This window comes from Streptomyces adelaidensis, from assembly GCF_016598475.1.
GTDB classification, from domain to species: domain Bacteria; phylum Actinomycetota; class Actinomycetes; order Streptomycetales; family Streptomycetaceae; genus Streptomyces; species Streptomyces adelaidensis.
In genome coordinates this window covers 80,512-96,171 of record NZ_JAEMUX010000010.1, presented here as the reverse complement: position 1 = coordinate 96,171, position 15,660 = coordinate 80,512, and the positions used below count along the sequence as shown (strand labels likewise).

16 protein-coding genes are annotated in these 15,660 nt (G+C 70.4%); 7 read left to right on the top strand and 9 right to left on the bottom strand.

Annotation, left to right across the window (positions count from 1 at the left end; all coding sequences use genetic code 11):
- Positions 1–159: 159 nt before the first annotated feature.
- Positions 160–750: an RNA polymerase sigma factor gene (locus tag I8N67_RS08160; protein ID WP_200301919.1), complete on the bottom strand. Its 591-nt coding sequence runs from the start codon at positions 748–750 to the stop codon at positions 160–162.
- A gap of 339 nt (positions 751–1,089) precedes the next feature.
- On the opposite strand from I8N67_RS08160, the gene I8N67_RS08155 reads away from it, so the two are divergent.
- A complete protein-coding gene (locus I8N67_RS08155) occupies positions 1,090–3,606 on the top strand; it encodes an FG-GAP-like repeat-containing protein (protein ID WP_307835182.1) in 2,517 nt (838 codons plus the stop codon).
- 13 nt (positions 3,607–3,619) lie between these two features.
- Here I8N67_RS08155 and I8N67_RS08150 read toward each other — a convergent pair whose 3' ends face one another.
- The 4 genes from I8N67_RS08150 to I8N67_RS08135 form a co-directional block, all read right to left on the bottom strand.
- Complete coding sequence (locus I8N67_RS08150; RefSeq protein ID WP_200301918.1) at positions 3,620–4,252, bottom strand: hypothetical protein; 633 nt, start codon at positions 4,250–4,252, stop codon at positions 3,620–3,622.
- An 85-nt stretch (positions 4,253–4,337) separates the two neighbouring features.
- Positions 4,338–4,883 carry a hypothetical protein gene (locus I8N67_RS08145; protein ID WP_200301917.1) on the bottom strand — a complete coding sequence of 182 codons (546 nt, stop codon included), beginning with the start codon at positions 4,881–4,883 and terminating at the stop codon, positions 4,338–4,340.
- Positions 4,884–4,958: 75 nt separating this feature from the next.
- Complete coding sequence (locus I8N67_RS08140; protein ID WP_200301916.1) at positions 4,959–5,768, bottom strand: DUF4328 domain-containing protein; 810 nt, start codon at positions 5,766–5,768, stop codon at positions 4,959–4,961.
- Positions 5,769–5,926: 158 nt separating this feature from the next.
- Positions 5,927–7,516, bottom strand: a complete 1,590-nt coding sequence (locus I8N67_RS08135; RefSeq protein WP_200301915.1) for a beta-N-acetylhexosaminidase — start codon at positions 7,514–7,516, stop codon at positions 5,927–5,929.
- Between the two features lie 278 nt (positions 7,517–7,794).
- Between I8N67_RS08135 and I8N67_RS08130 the strand changes: the two genes are divergently transcribed.
- From I8N67_RS08130 to I8N67_RS08110, 5 genes are all read left to right on the top strand, one after another.
- The gene (locus tag I8N67_RS08130) at positions 7,795–8,421 is read left to right on the top strand and encodes a 2-oxo-4-hydroxy-4-carboxy-5-ureidoimidazoline decarboxylase (RefSeq protein WP_200301914.1); all 627 of its coding nucleotides are present in this window, start codon (positions 7,795–7,797) and stop codon (positions 8,419–8,421) included.
- A gap of 256 nt (positions 8,422–8,677) precedes the next feature.
- Entirely contained in the window at positions 8,678–9,058 is a 381-nt protein-coding gene (gene sdhC / locus I8N67_RS08125; protein WP_200301913.1) for a succinate dehydrogenase, cytochrome b556 subunit, read from the top strand.
- 5 nt (positions 9,059–9,063) lie between these two features.
- Complete coding sequence (locus I8N67_RS08120; RefSeq protein ID WP_200301912.1) at positions 9,064–9,555, top strand: succinate dehydrogenase hydrophobic membrane anchor subunit; 492 nt, start codon at positions 9,064–9,066, stop codon at positions 9,553–9,555.
- Positions 9,556–9,578: 23 nt separating this feature from the next.
- A complete protein-coding gene (gene sdhA, locus I8N67_RS08115; protein WP_200301911.1) occupies positions 9,579–11,333 on the top strand; it encodes a succinate dehydrogenase flavoprotein subunit in 1,755 nt (584 codons plus the stop codon).
- Positions 11,333–12,094, top strand: a complete 762-nt coding sequence (locus I8N67_RS08110; protein ID WP_200301910.1) for a succinate dehydrogenase iron-sulfur subunit — start codon at positions 11,333–11,335, stop codon at positions 12,092–12,094. The genes sdhA and I8N67_RS08110 overlap by 1 nt, the downstream gene beginning before the upstream one ends.
- Positions 12,095–12,323: 229 nt before the next feature.
- Here I8N67_RS08110 and I8N67_RS08105 read toward each other — a convergent pair whose 3' ends face one another.
- The 3 genes from I8N67_RS08105 to I8N67_RS08095 all read right to left on the bottom strand — a co-directional run bounded on the left by I8N67_RS08105 (position 12,324) and on the right by I8N67_RS08095 (position 13,742).
- Positions 12,324–12,587 carry a TM2 domain-containing protein gene (locus I8N67_RS08105; RefSeq protein WP_200301909.1) on the bottom strand — a complete coding sequence of 88 codons (264 nt, stop codon included), beginning with the start codon at positions 12,585–12,587 and terminating at the stop codon, positions 12,324–12,326.
- 287 nt (positions 12,588–12,874) lie between these two features.
- Complete coding sequence (locus I8N67_RS08100) at positions 12,875–13,273, bottom strand: DUF2752 domain-containing protein (protein ID WP_200301908.1); 399 nt, start codon at positions 13,271–13,273, stop codon at positions 12,875–12,877.
- A complete protein-coding gene (locus I8N67_RS08095) occupies positions 13,266–13,742 on the bottom strand; it encodes a TM2 domain-containing protein (protein ID WP_200301907.1) in 477 nt (158 codons plus the stop codon). Before I8N67_RS08095 ends, I8N67_RS08100 begins: the two co-directional genes overlap by 8 nt.
- 294 nt (positions 13,743–14,036) lie before the next feature.
- Between I8N67_RS08095 and I8N67_RS08090 the strand changes: the two genes are divergently transcribed.
- On the top strand, positions 14,037–14,816 hold the full coding sequence (locus I8N67_RS08090) for a hypothetical protein (protein ID WP_200301906.1): 780 nt from the start codon (positions 14,037–14,039) through the stop codon (positions 14,814–14,816).
- A gap of 103 nt (positions 14,817–14,919) precedes the next feature.
- Here I8N67_RS08090 and I8N67_RS08085 read toward each other — a convergent pair whose 3' ends face one another.
- On the bottom strand, positions 14,920–15,660 hold the full coding sequence (locus I8N67_RS08085) for a hypothetical protein (protein ID WP_200301905.1): 741 nt from the start codon (positions 15,658–15,660) through the stop codon (positions 14,920–14,922).

Sequence of the window (15,660 nt, the reverse complement as noted above, 5' to 3'; positions counted from 1 at the left end):
CCCTGCCCGACGGCATCTCGCGCCTTCCCTCTCTCCGTACGTCCTCTTGTACGTCTCACTCGTACGTCTCACTCGTACGTCTCACTCGTACGTCTCACTCGTACGTCTCACTCGTACGTCCGTTGATGGCGTGGCCACGGTGGCCGTCACCGCTGTCCGTCATCCCGACTCCCCCAGCGTCCGGGAGCCGTCATCCGTCACACCCTCGCCGCGGAGGAGCTGGGCGAGTCTCTTCAGCCCCCGGTGGGTGGCGGTGCGTACGGCGCCCGGGCGTTTGCCTAGGACGCGGGCGGCGGCGGGGCCGTCGAGGCCGACGATCACGCGCAGCAGGACGGCCTCGGCCTGGTCGCGGGGCAGCCGGGCGACGAGGGCGAGGGCCTGCTCGGTGGAGAGGGACTCCAGCGCCTGGTCCTGGGTGCTGTGCGTGCCCGGCAGTTCCAGCAGGTCGTTCTCCAGCGCGGTCGCCCGGGGCCTGACCTTCTGGCGCCGCAGATGGTCCAGGGCCCGGTGCCGGGCGATGGTCGCGCTCCAGCCCCGGAAGCCGGCCCCGTCGCCCTTGAACCGCCCGAGGTCCCGCGCGATCTCCAGCCAGGCGTCCGAGGCGACGTCCTCCGCGTCGTCCCCGACGATGCCGCGCAGATACCCCAGCAGCCCGGGCTGCACGAGCCGGTACGCCACCGCGAACGCGGCCTCGTCCCCGTCCTGGGCCCGCGCGACGGCCGCGCCCAGCTCCCCGTCGTACGCCTGCACGCGCCGAGGTTCCCCTCCCTGGCCCCGAACTGTCCGGGACAGTGCCAAGTCAGTGCCGGGATCGCTGTCCGGGGACCGTCCCGGCCGCCACCAAGCCCCCAATCGCATCTGCGTCGGAGCCCACGGAAGTGTCACTGCCGTCGAGCGAACCCCGCAGATCACCCGGATGGGTGAACACCGGCCTCCTTCGTGACATACGCCACACCAGTACCGCCCGATGTCGAGGTCCACGAGGGCCTGTGTGCTGAATAGAGGGCCACCCCCTGCGCCGGGTGGTGTCTTTGCACTGTTCATCTAGGGGTGGGGCATTTGAGTCGCCGGAATCGACGCGGGAGCCATGTGCGCGAGCCGCTGAGCCCGAAGCAGCCTGAGCAGCCGAAGCGGCTGATGCGGCTGAAGCGGAGGGCCTGGCTGACGCTGGGGGCCGCCGTGGCCGCCGGCGCGGGCGTGGCCTCGTACGCGACGGCAGGTCCCGGCGCCGGCCCGGGCACCTTCGACGCGCGGGCCGAGCGCCCCGCCGGGGTGCACGACCTGGCGTTCACCGGCGAGGGCGACGGCGAGGGCCGGCTGAGTCTCGCGCGCACCACCACGCGCCCCTTCTCCCTCCTCGGTGTCTCCTGGACCGGCGCCACCGCCGAGCTCGGCGGCACGGCCCAGGTGCGCACCCGTGCCACCGCCACCGGCGAGTGGACCGCCTGGCGGACGCTCACCCCGGCCGCCCCCGCCCGCTCCGGCATCGCGCGCGGCACCTCCGAGCCCCTCTGGACGGGCCTCAGCGACGGCGTCGAGGCCCGCGTCGTGCCGGCCGACGGCTCCTCGACCGCCGGGCTGCCGAAGGGACTTGAGGTCAACCTCGTCGACCCCGGCGTGGCCGGCGGCATGAGCGAGGCGGCGTTCGTCGCCGACGTGCCCACCGCCCTCCCCTCCACCGTCACCCGCCCCCCGATCGTCAGCCGGGCCCGCTGGGGCGCCGACGAGTCGACGGTGACGGGTACGGCGGAGTACCTCGACAAGATCAGCGCGGTGTTCGTGCACCACACGGGCGGCACCGACTCCTACAGCTGCGCCGAGTCCCCCGCCCTGATCCGCGCGCTCATGGCGTACGACGTCGAGACGGCCGGCCTCGGCGACCTCGGCCCCAACTTCCTCGTCGACAAGTGCGGCCGTATCTACGAGGGCCGCGCGGGCGGCACCGACGTGTCGGTGCGCGGCGCGCACACCCCCGGCTTCGACGGGGAGTCGATGGGCATCGCGGTCCTCGGCGACTTCGACGGCGGCGGGATGCCGAGCCGGGCAGCCGTGGAGTCCGTGGCGCGGCTCGCGGCGTGGAAGCTGGGCCAGTACGCGGGCGACCCGACCGGCAAGGTCACGCTGACGGCGGCCGAGGACACCGGCGTGTACGCGCAGGGCGAGCCGGCCGAGCTGGACGTGATATCCGGCGGCAAGGACGCGGCGACCACCGCCTCCCCCGGCACCGGCCTCTACGCGAAGCTCGCCGAGGTCCGCCGCTACGCCGCCTCCCCCGGCCGCAGCTCCGCGATCCCGACCGCCGACCACACGGGCGACGGCGTCACCGACCTGGTGGCGCCGACCCACCGCACCGGCAGCGGCTGGCTCACCCTCGTACCGGGCGGGGTCGACGGCCCCGTCTCCGCGTCCAAGCTCCGCCTCAACCAGGCGAGCACGGGCGTTCCGGGCGCCGCCGAGTCCGGCGACCAGTGGGGCGCGGCCACCGCGTGGGGCGACATCAACGGCGACGGATACGCGGACCTCGCGATCGGCGCGCCCGGCGAGGACGACACCACCGGGCACGCCGACCGAGGTGCCGTAACGATCCTCTACGGGCCCACCTTCACCACCGACGCCGACACCATGGCCCTCGGCGACGACTACGAGCCCGTCGGCGCACGGTTCGGCGCGACCGTCGCGACCGGCGACTTCAACGCCGACGGCAAGGCGGACGTGTTCACCGCCGCCACCGGTACGGGCGGCAACTGGGCGGCCCGTTTCGGCGACGGCCACGAGGTCGCCGGCGACCTGACCACGGCGACGGGCTCGTTGGCGTACGCGGACGCCGCGACCGGCGACTTCAACCGGGACGGTTACGCCGACGTGGCCCTCAACTACCGTGACGCGTCCGGCGTCGGCAAGGTCACCTGGTTCAAGGGCTCCAGGTCGCTGGGCCTGACGAAGGTCTCGACCCTGACCGTCAAGGGCGGCCGGGCCATCGCCGCGGGCGACGTCAACGGCAACGGCTACGACGACATCGTGATCGGCCAGCCCTACGCCTCCGAGTCCGGCGGCAACGCGGGCGGCCAGATCACCATGGTCCCCGGCACGTCCACCGGGTTCACCACCACCGGCATGACGACGATCCACCAGGCCACGGCGAACGTCGAGGGCGCCTCGGAGACGTCCGACGGCTTCGGCTCCTCGGTGTCCGTGGGCGACGTGAACGCCGACGGATACGCCGACGTTCTCACCGGCGCCCCCAACGAGGACATCACCCGGGCCGGCAAGAACCGCGCCAACGCCGGCTCGGTCTGGCTCGTGAAGGGCACCTCCGCCGGCCTGACCGGCACCGGCTCCCTGGCCCTCTCCCAGGACTCCCCCGACATCGGCGGCTCCACCGAGACCGACGACAAGTTCGGCTCCGCCACGTCCCTCGCCGACACCGACGGCGACGGCCACGCCGACCTCCTCACCGGCGCGGAGGGCGAGGACACCGCCAACGGCACGATCCTCCACGTCCCGTCCCCCAACGGCACCCCGGCTCCGACGAGGTCGTCGTACTACGGCCTCACCCAGCTGGGTTCGGCGACGGGGGCCCATCTGGGCCAGCTCCTGACCCCGTAGCTCTACGGGGTTTTCAGGGGCGCCCGCCCGCCCCGCGGGCGCCGCGAGCCCGCCGTGACACAACCGCCCGCAACACCCGCCGCCCCTCCGTCGACACATCGAGCGCCTGCCGGACCCCGCCCGCCCCGTGCTGCGCGAGCAGCTCCAGCACCACGACCTGACGCCGCAGCTCGGCGGCGACAAGGTGGGAGACCCCCTCGGTACGCCCCTGGCGGCAGGCCGCCACCGAGTCGTCGCCCCCGCGGTCCAGCGGGTCCAGCAGCTGGTGGATCCGCAGGGCGGAGACGGAACACACGTCTGCCCACTCCCGCAGCCCGTCCCCGGTCCGCTCCACGGGCACCGCGTCCAGCATGCGCCGGGCGAGCGAGACGGTCGCCGCGGAGATGGTCGCCGCAGCCACGGGCGCCGCAGCCACGGAGGCCGCGGTCACGGAGGCCGCGGTCACGGAGGCCGCGGCCTCCAACTCCGCCCGCACCTTCGCGGCCTTCTCCCCCCACCCCTCGCCGTCATCCACCAGTCCCGCCCACAGCGGACGCAGCACCTCGTCATCGCCCCCGAGAAGCGGTACGACACGGTCCAAACAAGCCAACCCGCTTGTCGCCAGACCGCGTTCGTCGGCCTGGGCGATCAGCTCCACCAGGCTCATCACGCCTCCCCAAAATCCCGCTCGACCAAGTCCCCGTTATGCGGAGCCCGTACTTCCCCTTACTGCGTGCGACGGACCGGGAGCGTCACAGAGGTACGACCCCGAGCCGGTCGAGCAACCGGAAGAGAATGTTTTCAGCCAAGGGGTCCACCGGTCCAGGTTCCGAGGTCAGCACATCGACCAACGGCTGTTCCACGACGACCCGTCCCGCCTCCGCCGCCCAGGCGACCGCGCGCTCGGCGGCGTCGCGCGGTTCGAGGAAGAAGTCCTCGACGGTGAGCCCGTGCTCGTCGTCCCCGAGATACCCGGCCATGGCGCGCCGCGCGAGACAGGTGGTCCACGCGCCACTCTCCGGCCCGGCGGCCTCGACCACCACACAGTCGCTGCCCATGACGTACCCGAACAGCGCGGGCGCCCCCGTCTCCCGGGCGAGCGTGTTCATGTTCCCGACGTCGGCGGCGCTCCCGGCCCCGCCGCCCTCGTCACCGACCGCGCCGCTCGGGTACTCCCACACCTGCCACCCGTCGGCCGCCGTCGCGCGCAGCGTCATCCCCTCGGCCCCGGCCAGCGCGTCCAGCTCCGCGAGTGGCCGCTCGCTTCGGCCCACGACGTAGTACCCCCAGTACCCCATGCGGGGAATACACCACATCCGTACGGCGGTTCGCTCCCGGAATCGGACAATCCGCACGGTTGCGCGGAGACAGTCTCACATCGCGACGGGTTCCGGCGCGCGCGGGCCTGTCCGCGCCTTGGTGTCCTGCATCCGCGTGAGTGTCAGGACGAAGAGGATGGCGAGGACGCCGGTGGGGATCTCGAAGGCGTCCGCGAACAGGATCTGCCGGGTGGCCGACTGCAGCTCCTGCGCCGTCTCGGCCCGGCGGTAGGCGCTCGAAGCGCCCTGGCTCGCGACACTGCCGATGATCCACAGCGTCCACCATGCGTTGACGAGCGCGTGCGACCGGGGCTTCTCCCACGGGCTGCTGGCGTCCCAGCTGTCGAGGGCGATCCGGCGCGGGAACCAGAGGTTCACGATCGGCACGAGCCAGCCGCCGATCGCCCAGCCCCGCTTCTTGCGGTGCCCGAACGGTTCGAACACCTCGGCGTTGATCCGCACCCGGTGGAACCAGATCAGGAAGACGACGACGGTGGCGACGTACGTGACGATCTGCGCGCCACCGGTCAGGACGGAGAGCCGGTCGGCCCGGTCGGCGTCCGCTTCGATGCCCGTCCCGTACTGACCGTCCACCATCCTGCCCAGCACATCGAGCATCACCAGATCCGCCCACACCGCGACCAGGTCGGTCACGACGACCACCCCGAGCAGGATCGCCACCGCCCGCCCGAGCCCCACCGGCGACCGCAGCCAGGTCACCGGAGCGCCCGCGCCGAACGGCGGAGCCGACGGGGCCATCGGCAGTGCCGGCCCCACATCCGGATGCAGTTCCTCGGCCTCGCAGGCCCGGCACAGCTCTCCCCCGGGCGCCGCTTCGAACTGCCGACAGCGCGTGCACGTCATCAGAACCCCCGTATGTCCCACCTGAGTCCGGCCGAGCGCGGGCCCCTCCCCAGGACCTCACGCCCAGCAACAAGAACACGCGGAAGATACGGTTCCCCCGCCCCGTACGTCCACCCGATTCCCCATCCGGGAGGCTCAGCTCACGCGGTCCGGGAGGCTCAGCTCACGCGCCCCGCCAGCTCCCGGAACTCCGCCCAGGTCGCCCCCGGCTTCCCCGGATCCCACAGCTTCTGCGACAGCGCCCGCAGCGGCATCCGCACCCCCGCCGCCACCTGCGCCTCGGTCTGCCGGTTCGCGAGGTCGCACCAGACGGCGAAGACACCGCCGAGGATCTGGTCGTCGTACTGCGCCGAGACGGCGGTCGTGCCGCGCAGCACCCGTGGGGTCCACGACTCGTAGATGCGCTGCCCGGTCGGGTAGAAGAACTGGTTGGGCTCGCCGAGGACGTAGTACAGGTACTCGTCGTTGTAGTTGACGACCTGTCGCCCGGCGCTCAGATATTCGACCGGGGGCCGCGCCCCGATCTCCTTGCCCGTCCAGTAGCCGACCTGGATCGCCTTGTCCGCCTGGACCGACCCGCCCCGGAAGAACCCGTCGTTCCAGGCCCGTACGGTCCGGCCGTGTCCGCGCATCACCTTGGCGCGGTCGTTCAGCCAGCCGGTCGCCAGGTCGGCGACGGTCGCGCCGGCGCCGTACTTCGCCCGCGCGGCGGCGGCCAGCTGCGGATAGGACGCCTCGGGGTTCGAGGCCATCAGCGCCCGGTACTCGTCGGCGCCGAGATGCCAGTACGCGCCGTCGAAGAGGCCGGCGTACTCGTCGAGCAGCTCGTCGACGACCTCGGCGGCGGCCGGCTTGGAGATGTCCACGGCCCCGCTCGCGGCGACGCCCTGCGCGTTGACCAACTGGAGCCCGGGATTGCCGGCGATCACGGCCCCCAGATGCCCCGGCGAGTCGATCTCCGGTACGACCTCGATGTGCCGGCTCTTCGCGAGGGCCAGGATCTTCCGCACCTGGGCCTTGGTGAGGTGCTGCTCCGACACCACCTCGGGGTGGGTCGTGGACTCGATCCGGAACCCCTGGTCGTCGGAGAAGTGCAGCCCGAGCTGGTTGTACTTGAGATCGCCCAGCTCACGTACGCGGTCCTCGATCCAGCCCGCCGTGAAGTGCTTGCGCGCGATGTCGAGCATGAACCCGCGCTGCGGCTTGGCCGGCTCGTCCCGGACGACGCCCTCCGGCGCCGTACCGCCGCCCTTCACCTCCTGCTTCAGCGTCCGGGTCCCGTGGAAGACACCCGCCTCGGCGGGCGCCGCGATCCGCACCCGCCGGTCCTTCACCGTCAGCGTGTACGCCTGCGACCTCGGCTCGTCCGCCCCGGTGAGCGCCAGCTCCACGTCCCCGTCCCGCGGCTCCGCCTCCCCCGCGTACGCCAGCCCCAGCTCCCCGGCCGTCAGCCGCCCCTCGTCGGCGAGCGCCCCGTCCCGTACGACGAGCCGGGCCCCGCCGGAGGGCTTCCAGCCGGGACCCCGGGCGGCCTCGTGCTGCCGTACGGCGGGGATGGTCCGGGGCTTCTGGGACAGCGGATACGTGCGGGAGGGCGACGGGGACGGCGAACTCTCGGCGGCGTTCACGGACGACGTCTGCCGCGACGGCTCCGGCCCGCTCGGCGTCCGGGTCTCACCGCCCGGCCACACGGTCACGGCCACCGCGACCGCTCCACCGGCCAGGACGACTCCGGTGCCCAGGAGCAACCCCTTCGACGTGATCGCCGTCCTCCTACGGGGAGCCCGGCGCCGACCACGGTTCACGATTCGCCCCCGGCCCCGGTCCCGATCAGAATCCACGACATCTCACGCACCTCTCGTCCGCACTCTCCCCCGATCCCACTCCGGTCCGCCACTCGGCTTCGCGCCCGGCTCCTCTCCCGAGTCGCCTTCTCGAACCTACGACGACCAACCGCCTCATCCGTCCACCACAGGTTCCGAAACTCTCCCGTTCGGGTGAATTTCGGGCATCGAACGGACAGCTCATGACCCGCCTCGATAACGTGGTGGCACATCTCGCTCAGCCTGCCCTGCCGACCCCTACGCACCGCCGAGGACCCACGCTGCCTCCGCACCGTCTCCCCCACCTCCCCGGCCAGGTCGCCATACCGGAGCAGGCCCACACCCCCGGCCCGTCGGCCCTGGAGCAGTTCAACCACGCCCCCGCCGAGGCCACCCGGCAGGCCCTCCTCACCTGCCTGCGCAGCCTCCGCTGGGCGCACCGCCTCGCCGAGCACCGCCCCTACCCCGACCTCGACGCCCTCCTCGCCGCCTCCGACGAAGCCGCGTACGACCTGACCAGCGTCGATTCCGCCGAGGCCCTGGCCGGCGAGTCCCTCCCCGCCCTCCCGGACGACATCTACGGAGTCGCCCACACCGCCCTGAACGCCGCCCACGCCGCCTACGAGGCCCGCTTCGGCCACGTATTCGTCATCGCCCTGCCCGCCGCACCCCCGGCCGAACTCCTCGACCGCACCCTGGAGGGCATCCGGTCACGGTTGACGAACGATCCGGAGGAGGAGCGGGTGGTGGTGGCGGAGGAACTGCGGCGCCTGGCGAGGGGCAGGCTGACGCGCCTGGTGGGGAACTTTTCAGCCGCCGCCGCGCATTAGAAGGGGCGCGGGGAACCGCGCGAACAGCCACGACGAACCCGCACCCGGCAATCCACGGCAAAACCCACCTCGGATGCCGCCCGGTACTCACCCTTACGTGCACCTTTGCATGCCAGTTTGATCACACCCCCCATCCCCGCTTAAGCGCCGCTGACACTGATGGCTACGATGGCCGGGGCCGGTGGACCGTACCCGGCCGGGTCAGACCGACACAGAAGCCGGCCGGCCCCAATCCCCGCTCCCGGAGGGTTCTTCCGTGCCGGCTGGAACGCTGTACCGCGGCCGGGAAGGAATGTGGTCCTGGGTGGCTCATCGAGTCACCGGCGTCCTCATCTTCTTCTTCCTGTTCGTACATGTGCTGGACACCGCTCTCGTCCGTGTCTCCCCCGACGCGTACGACAAGGTCGTGGCCACGTACAAGACGCCGATCGTCGCGCTGCTGGAGTACGGCCTCGTCGCCGCCATCCTCTTCCACGCGCTGAACGGCCTTCGGGTCATCGCCGTCGACTTCTGGTCGAACGGCCCCCGTCACCAGAAGACGATGCTCTGGTCGGTCGTCGGCCTCTGGCTCGTGCTGATGGCCGGGGCCCTGTATCCCGTCCTCGGCCACGCCGTCCGTGAAGTCTTCGGGAGCTGAGGCAGATGTCCGCCACTGAAACCACCGCATCCGGCATCGGCCCCGTCGAGGGCGCCGGCGCGCTGTCGGGCTACAGCCCCGACAACCCGGCTCCCTTCATCGAGCCGCCCCGCAAGCGCACCAAGAAGACCCCGAAGTCGACCCGCGGCAACTTCGAGATGATCGCGTGGCTGTTCATGCGACTGTCCGGGATCGTGCTGGTCGTCCTGGTCATCGGCCACCTGCTCATCCAGCTCGTCCTCGACGGCGGCGTCTCCAAGATCGGCTTCGCGTTCGTCGCGGGCCGCTGGGCGTCCCCGTTCTGGCAGACCTGGGATCTGCTGATGCTCTGGCTCGCGATGCTGCACGGCGCCAACGGCCTGCGCACGGTCATCAACGACTACGCCGAGCGCCCGAGCACCCGCCTGTGGCTGAAGGGCCTGCTCTACACCGCCACGGTGTTCACCATCCTGCTGGGCACGCTGGTGATCTTCACCTTCGACCCGAACATCCGATAGGCACGGGGCTGAGGCAACCGATCATGAAGATCCACAAGTACGACACCGTCATCGTCGGCGCCGGCGGCGCCGGCATGCGCGCGGCCATCGAGTCGACGCAGCGCAGCCGTACCGCCGTGCTGACCAAGCTGTACCCCACCCGCTCCCACACGGGCGCCGCGCAGGGCGGCATGGCCGCCGCGCTCGCCAACGTGGAGGAGGACAACTGGGAGTGGCACACCTTCGACACGGTCAAGGGCGGTGACTACCTGGTCGACCAGGACGCCGCCGAGATCCTGGCGAAGGAGGCCATCGACTCCGTCCTCGACCTGGAGAAGATGGGCCTGCCGTTCAACCGGACGCCCAACGGCACGATCGACCAGCGCCGCTTCGGCGGTCACAGCCGGAACCACGGCGAGGCCCCGGTCCGCCGCTCCTGCTACGCGGCCGACCGCACCGGCCACATGATCCTCCAGACGCTGTACCAGAACTGCGTGAAGCACGGCGTGGAGTTCTTCAACGAGTTCTACGTCCTCGACCAGCTGCTCGTCGAGGTCGACGGCGTCAAGAAGTCCGCCGGTGTCGTGGCGTACGAGCTGGCGACCGGCGAGATCCACGTCTTCCAGGCGAAGGCCGTGATCTACGCGTCCGGCGGCACCGGCAAGTTCTTCAAGGTGACGTCGAACGCGCACACGCTGACCGGTGACGGCCAGGCGGCCGTCTACCGCCGGGGTCTGCCGCTGGAGGACATGGAGTTCTTCCAGTTCCACCCGACCGGCATCTGGCGCATGGGCATCCTGCTGACGGAGGGCGCCCGCGGTGAGGGCGGCATCCTCCGCAACAAGGACGGCGAGCGCTTCATGGAGAAGTACGCGCCGGTCATGAAGGACCTCGCGTCCCGTGACGTCGTCTCCCGCTCCATCTACACGGAGATCCGCGAAGGCCGTGGCTGCGGCCCCGAGGGCGACCATGTCTACCTCGACCTGACGCACCTCCCGCCGGAGCAGCTCGACGCCAAGCTCCCGGACATCACCGAGTTCGCGCGTACGTACCTCGGTATCGAGCCCTACACGGACCCGATCCCGATCCAGCCGACGGCGCACTACGCCATGGGCGGCATCCCGACCAACGTCGAGGGTGAGGTCCTGACGGACAACACCACGGTCGTCCCGGGCCTGTACGCCGCCGGTGAGGTGGCCTGCGTGTCGGTGCACGGCGCCAACCGCCTCGGCACGAACTCGCTGCTGGACATCAACGTGTTCGGCAAGCGGGCCGGTATCGCCGCCGCGAACTACTCCCAGAAGGCCGACTTCGTCGAGCTGCCGGAGAACCCGGAGTCCCTGGTCGTCGAGCAGATCGAGCGGCTGCGTACCGCCACGGGCAACGAGCGCGTGGCGGAACTCCGCCGTGAGCTGCAGGAGACCATGGACGCGAACGTCATGGTGTTCCGCACCGAGCAGACGATCAAGACGGCGGTGGAGAAGATCGCGGACCTCCGCGAGCGCTACAAGAACGTCTCGATCCAGGACAAGGGCAGGCGGTTCAACACGGACCTGCTGGAGGCCGTCGAGCTGGGCAACCTGCTCGACCTGGCCGAGGTCATGGCCGTCTCCGCCCTCGCCCGCAAGGAGTCCCGCGGCGGTCACTACCGCGAGGACTACCCGAACCGCGACGACGTCAACTTCATGCGCCACACCATGGCGTACCGCGAGGTGGGCGACGACGGCGCCGAGTCGATCCGTCTCGACTACAAGCCGGTCGTCCAGACCCGCTACCAGCCGATGGAGCGTAAGTACTGATGGCTACCCCTGTTCTGGACAAGGTCGAGGCGGATTCCGCCGCCTCCCCGTACATCACGGTCACGTTCCGCGTGCGCCGCTTCAACCCCGAGGTCGCGGCCGAGGCGAGCTGGCAGGACTTCGTCCTGGAGATCGACCCCAAGGAGCGCGTCCTCGACGGTCTGCACAAGATCAAGTGGGACGAGGACGGCACCCTCACCTTCCGCCGCTCCTGCGCGCACGGCATCTGCGGTTCGGACGCCATGCGGATCAACGGCAAGAACCGTCTGGCCTGCAAGACGCTGATCAAGGACATCAACCCCGAGAAGCCGATCACGGTCGAGCCCATAAAGGGCCTCACGGTCCTGAAGGACCTGGTCGTGGACATGGAGCCGTTCTTCCAGGCGTACCGGGACGTGATGCCCTTCCTGATCACGAAGGACACCAACGAGCCGACGCGTGAGCGCTTCCAGAGCGCCGAGGACCGCGAGCGCTTCGACGACACCACGAAGTGCATCCTCTGTGCCGCGTGCACGTCCTCGTGCCCGGTGTTCTGGAACGACGGCCAGTACTTCGGTCCGGCCGCGATCGTCAACGCCCACCGCTTCATCTTCGACTCGCGTGACGAGGCCGGTGAGCAGCGCCTGGAGATCCTGAACGACAAGGACGGCGTGTGGCGTTGCCGCACCACCTTCAACTGCACGGACGCCTGTCCGCGCGGTATCGAGGTCACGAAGGCGATCCAGGAGGTGAAGCGGGCGCTCATCACGCGCCGCTTCTGATCCGTCCGTCGGATCAGCAGGTCAGCAAGTCCGTGTACGGCCCGCAGGTCCGCCTGCGGGCCGTACGCGTTCGCGCTGCGAGCCGTACGCGTTCGCGGCGGGCGCTCCGCACGGCTCCGCACGCGCCTCCGCACGCACGAGGGCCTCGTCCCCGCGCGGAGCTTTGGAGGAAGCTCCGCGGTGGAACGAGGCCCTTCGGTCGATCACCTCACGGCGATCCGCAGCACGATCAGCCGCGCAGGACACGGCCCTGCGAGTCGGTGCGGTCGTTGCTCGTGAGGAACAGGATGCCGTCGATCAGGGACCAGAGGCCCAGACCACCGCAGGTGAGGAGCTGGGCGACGCCCACGCCGACGGAACCGACGTAGAAACGACCGATGCCGAGCGTGCCGAGGAAGAGCTGGAGAATGCCGGCGACGATCTTCGACTTGTCGGAGTACGGGCGACCCTGCGGGTCGTGGCCGAACGGAGCGTCAGGGGTGGGGACGGTCATGGAAGTAACTCCTGGATGTACTGACTGAATTACCGAAGCGGATTGCCTCGGGGGGAATCGCAGGAGAGAAGGCGCGGTAAAAACCGGCAGCAATCGGGCACGGCGAATACCGGCCAACGATCGAGCACGACGTATTCCCCCGTCATCCCCCCTGTCGCCGTTGCAGCGTAGTGAGACTCAACGGACAGATGGGAGGGGAAGCAAGCGATCGTTCCGATTCCGTGATCCAGTTCAAGCCAACTTGCGACAACTGGGCGAGATAAAGCGGGCGTAAGGGATTTACGCGCTCAGTGGAGGTTGCGGACGACCGTCCAGGTCACCGCGATGCCCAGGATCAAGGCCTGGGTGCGGGGCTTCAGTTCGGGCCGCCAGCGGCGGCCGCGCAGCCCCTCGACGAACCAGCGGCCGAGCAGCGCGAGGGCGAAGGGCGCGGCGAGCAGGAGCACCCGGTTGTCGTGCCAGGCGGCGGCGAACTGGCCGTGCATCAGGTCGTACGCCATGCGGGTGCCGCCGCAGGCGGGGCAGAGCAGCCCCGTGACATAGCGGAACGGGCACTGGGGCAGCAGATGGCCGGGCTCGTGCGGGTTGGTGCCGTACAGGTACGCGGCGCCCGCCAGGCCGGCGGCGGCCACCGCGAGGGGGGCCGCCGCCGGGCGCCGGAGAGCGATGAGGCCGCGCTCAGCCACGCAGGACACGTCCGTTGGAGTCCGTGGTGTTGCTGCTGGTCAGCAGGATGATGCCGTCGACCAGCGCCCAGATGCCGAAGCCGCCGCAGGTGAAGAGCTGCGCGAGGCCGAGGCCGACGTGACCGATGTAGAAGCGGCCGACGCCGAAGGAGCCCAGGAACAGCGAGAGGATGCCCGCGACGATCTTCGACTTGTCGGAGTACGGGCGGCCGTAGGGGTCGTAGCCGTACGGGGCGTTCGGGTCGCCCGTGTACGAGCCGGGAGGCGCCTGGTAGCCGCCGCCCTGCGGGTAGCCGCCCTGCTGCGGGTAGCCGTAGCCCGGCGCGCCCGGACCCGGCTGCTGGTAACCGCCGCCCTGCGGGGCGCCGTAGGGGTTGGCGCCCGGCTGGCCGGGGGCCGCGTTCGGGTACCCGTATCCGGGCTGCGGCGGCTGCGGGGGCTGAGCGGGCTGCTGAGGCTGCTCGGTCACGGTACTGACTCCTGCGTGTTGTTTGCTTGAGCGGCTGAATATGGGCTGTCCGTCATATTGCAGGAGGGAAGGGCCCGGAGAGAAGTTGTTACCTCGACCGGGTCCCCGCCCGACTCCCGCGTGTGGGCGGAGTCACAGCCCCTGTATGCGGTCGCCTTCGTAAGGGAGACAGCCGCTTCGCGGGGTTTGGTTCCCGGCGGCCGAGAGCCGCGAACAGGTTGGCACAGTTCTCGGCTGGCCTGAATGCTGTGTGACTCCTGGGGCTGTCGCGGCAGTTGGCTACAGACTGCCCTCATGAACGCCCTGAGGAAGGCCGCCGCCGCACTGTCGGCCGCTGCCGCGATCCTGATCGCGATACCCCCCACCGCCTCGGCAACACCCGCCCCGCACAACGCCTTCGTGCGGGAGAACTTCAACCGCCTCCCCCTCGGCCCCGTCACCCAGGGCCGAGGCTGGACCACCGACACTTCGGGCGGCACCCTGACCGTCGCGCCCAGTACCACCGGTCACGGCCGCGAACTCCGCGTCCGCACCGAGGGCAACGGACGCGCCTTCGTCGTCCTCCCCGGCCTCGCCCCCGCCGGCAACAGCTTCTGGGCCCGCCTCCGCCTGCGTGTGACCGAGTTCCCGACGGCCCCCGACTGGGCCCACTGGACCCTCGCGGAGGCCTCCGGCACCGACTCCCCCACCCTCGTCCGCCCGCTCGGCGGGCAGTACGCCCCGACGGACAAGGGCAACTTCTGGGGCGTCGGGTCCGACCTCGGCCCGACCGGTGACTGGACATCCTGGAAGACCTCCGCCCCGGCGGTCGCGGCCGAGTGGCAGTGCGTCGAGTTCCACCTCGACGCCACCGACAACCGCGTCACCGTCTACCTGGATGGTGTGGAACAGTCCGACCTGACCGTCTCCACCAAGAATCACGGCGGCACGGCCGACGACTTCGTCTTTCCCACCTTCGACGAGCTGAAGCTGGGCTGGCAGCTGTACCAGGCGAATCCGGCGCCGGCGGCGTTCGAGATGCGGATGGACGACATCGCGGTGAGCGGACAGCGAATCGGGGACTGCGGCGTCTGACACGACGTTCCGTGACCGGGCCGCCCGTTCCCGAAGGAACGGGCGGCCCGTCTGTGCGCGGCTCGCCGGGACATGACCACGGGCCGTGCGAGCCACGCTTCGGTCACGAGTGGTAGGTGATGTTCACTACCACGGCGTTCGGGGACAACCCGTCGATATGCGCATTGAAAAACACGATGTATTCCTCGTACGGCAGGGAACCCGGGGAAACCCACTTGCCGTCGAGAGTCAGGAGCGCGTCACGGGCGAGGCTTTCACATGACTTTCGGCGTAGGAACAGTTCACGTCCGACGCCGAAGTCCCCCACCGCCCGCTGTCCGAAGCGGGATTGCAGGACGGGGTCGCCCAGCACGGCACGCATCAGGGGCTGAGCCGCGTAGCGGTGCCACGCCGGTCCTGGACGACGGTCCGAGGCTTCCGGATCCTCAGCTGTCAGATCCTCCAGACTACGGGCGGGAGGAAAGCCCGAGGAGAGTTCCTCCCACGCGCGCCACAGCACGCTCGCTTCCGCGACCGCCCGGGACCTCTGCGCCTCGATGTCCAGCATCCCCACCGGACCGCCGGAACAGCGGTCCCGCGGGATGACATGGGTCTGTCCCTCGCGCGTCGGCTCGTATTCCCGGATCAGCCGGGGATCGCCTTCGGATCCGGGCCTGACCCAGAACTCCCGGTCGGCCGCGCCCAAAGTCCACGCGTCCCACTCACCGGGCTCGATGTCCTCCTCTTCCGACGCTTTTGACCCTTCCGCGTTGCGATCGAAGGGAGCGATGGCCTCGGCGATCGCCCGACGGACCGTCCCCGGTTCCAGGAGCGGCAGACAGACGGTCAGTACTTCCCGGGCCAA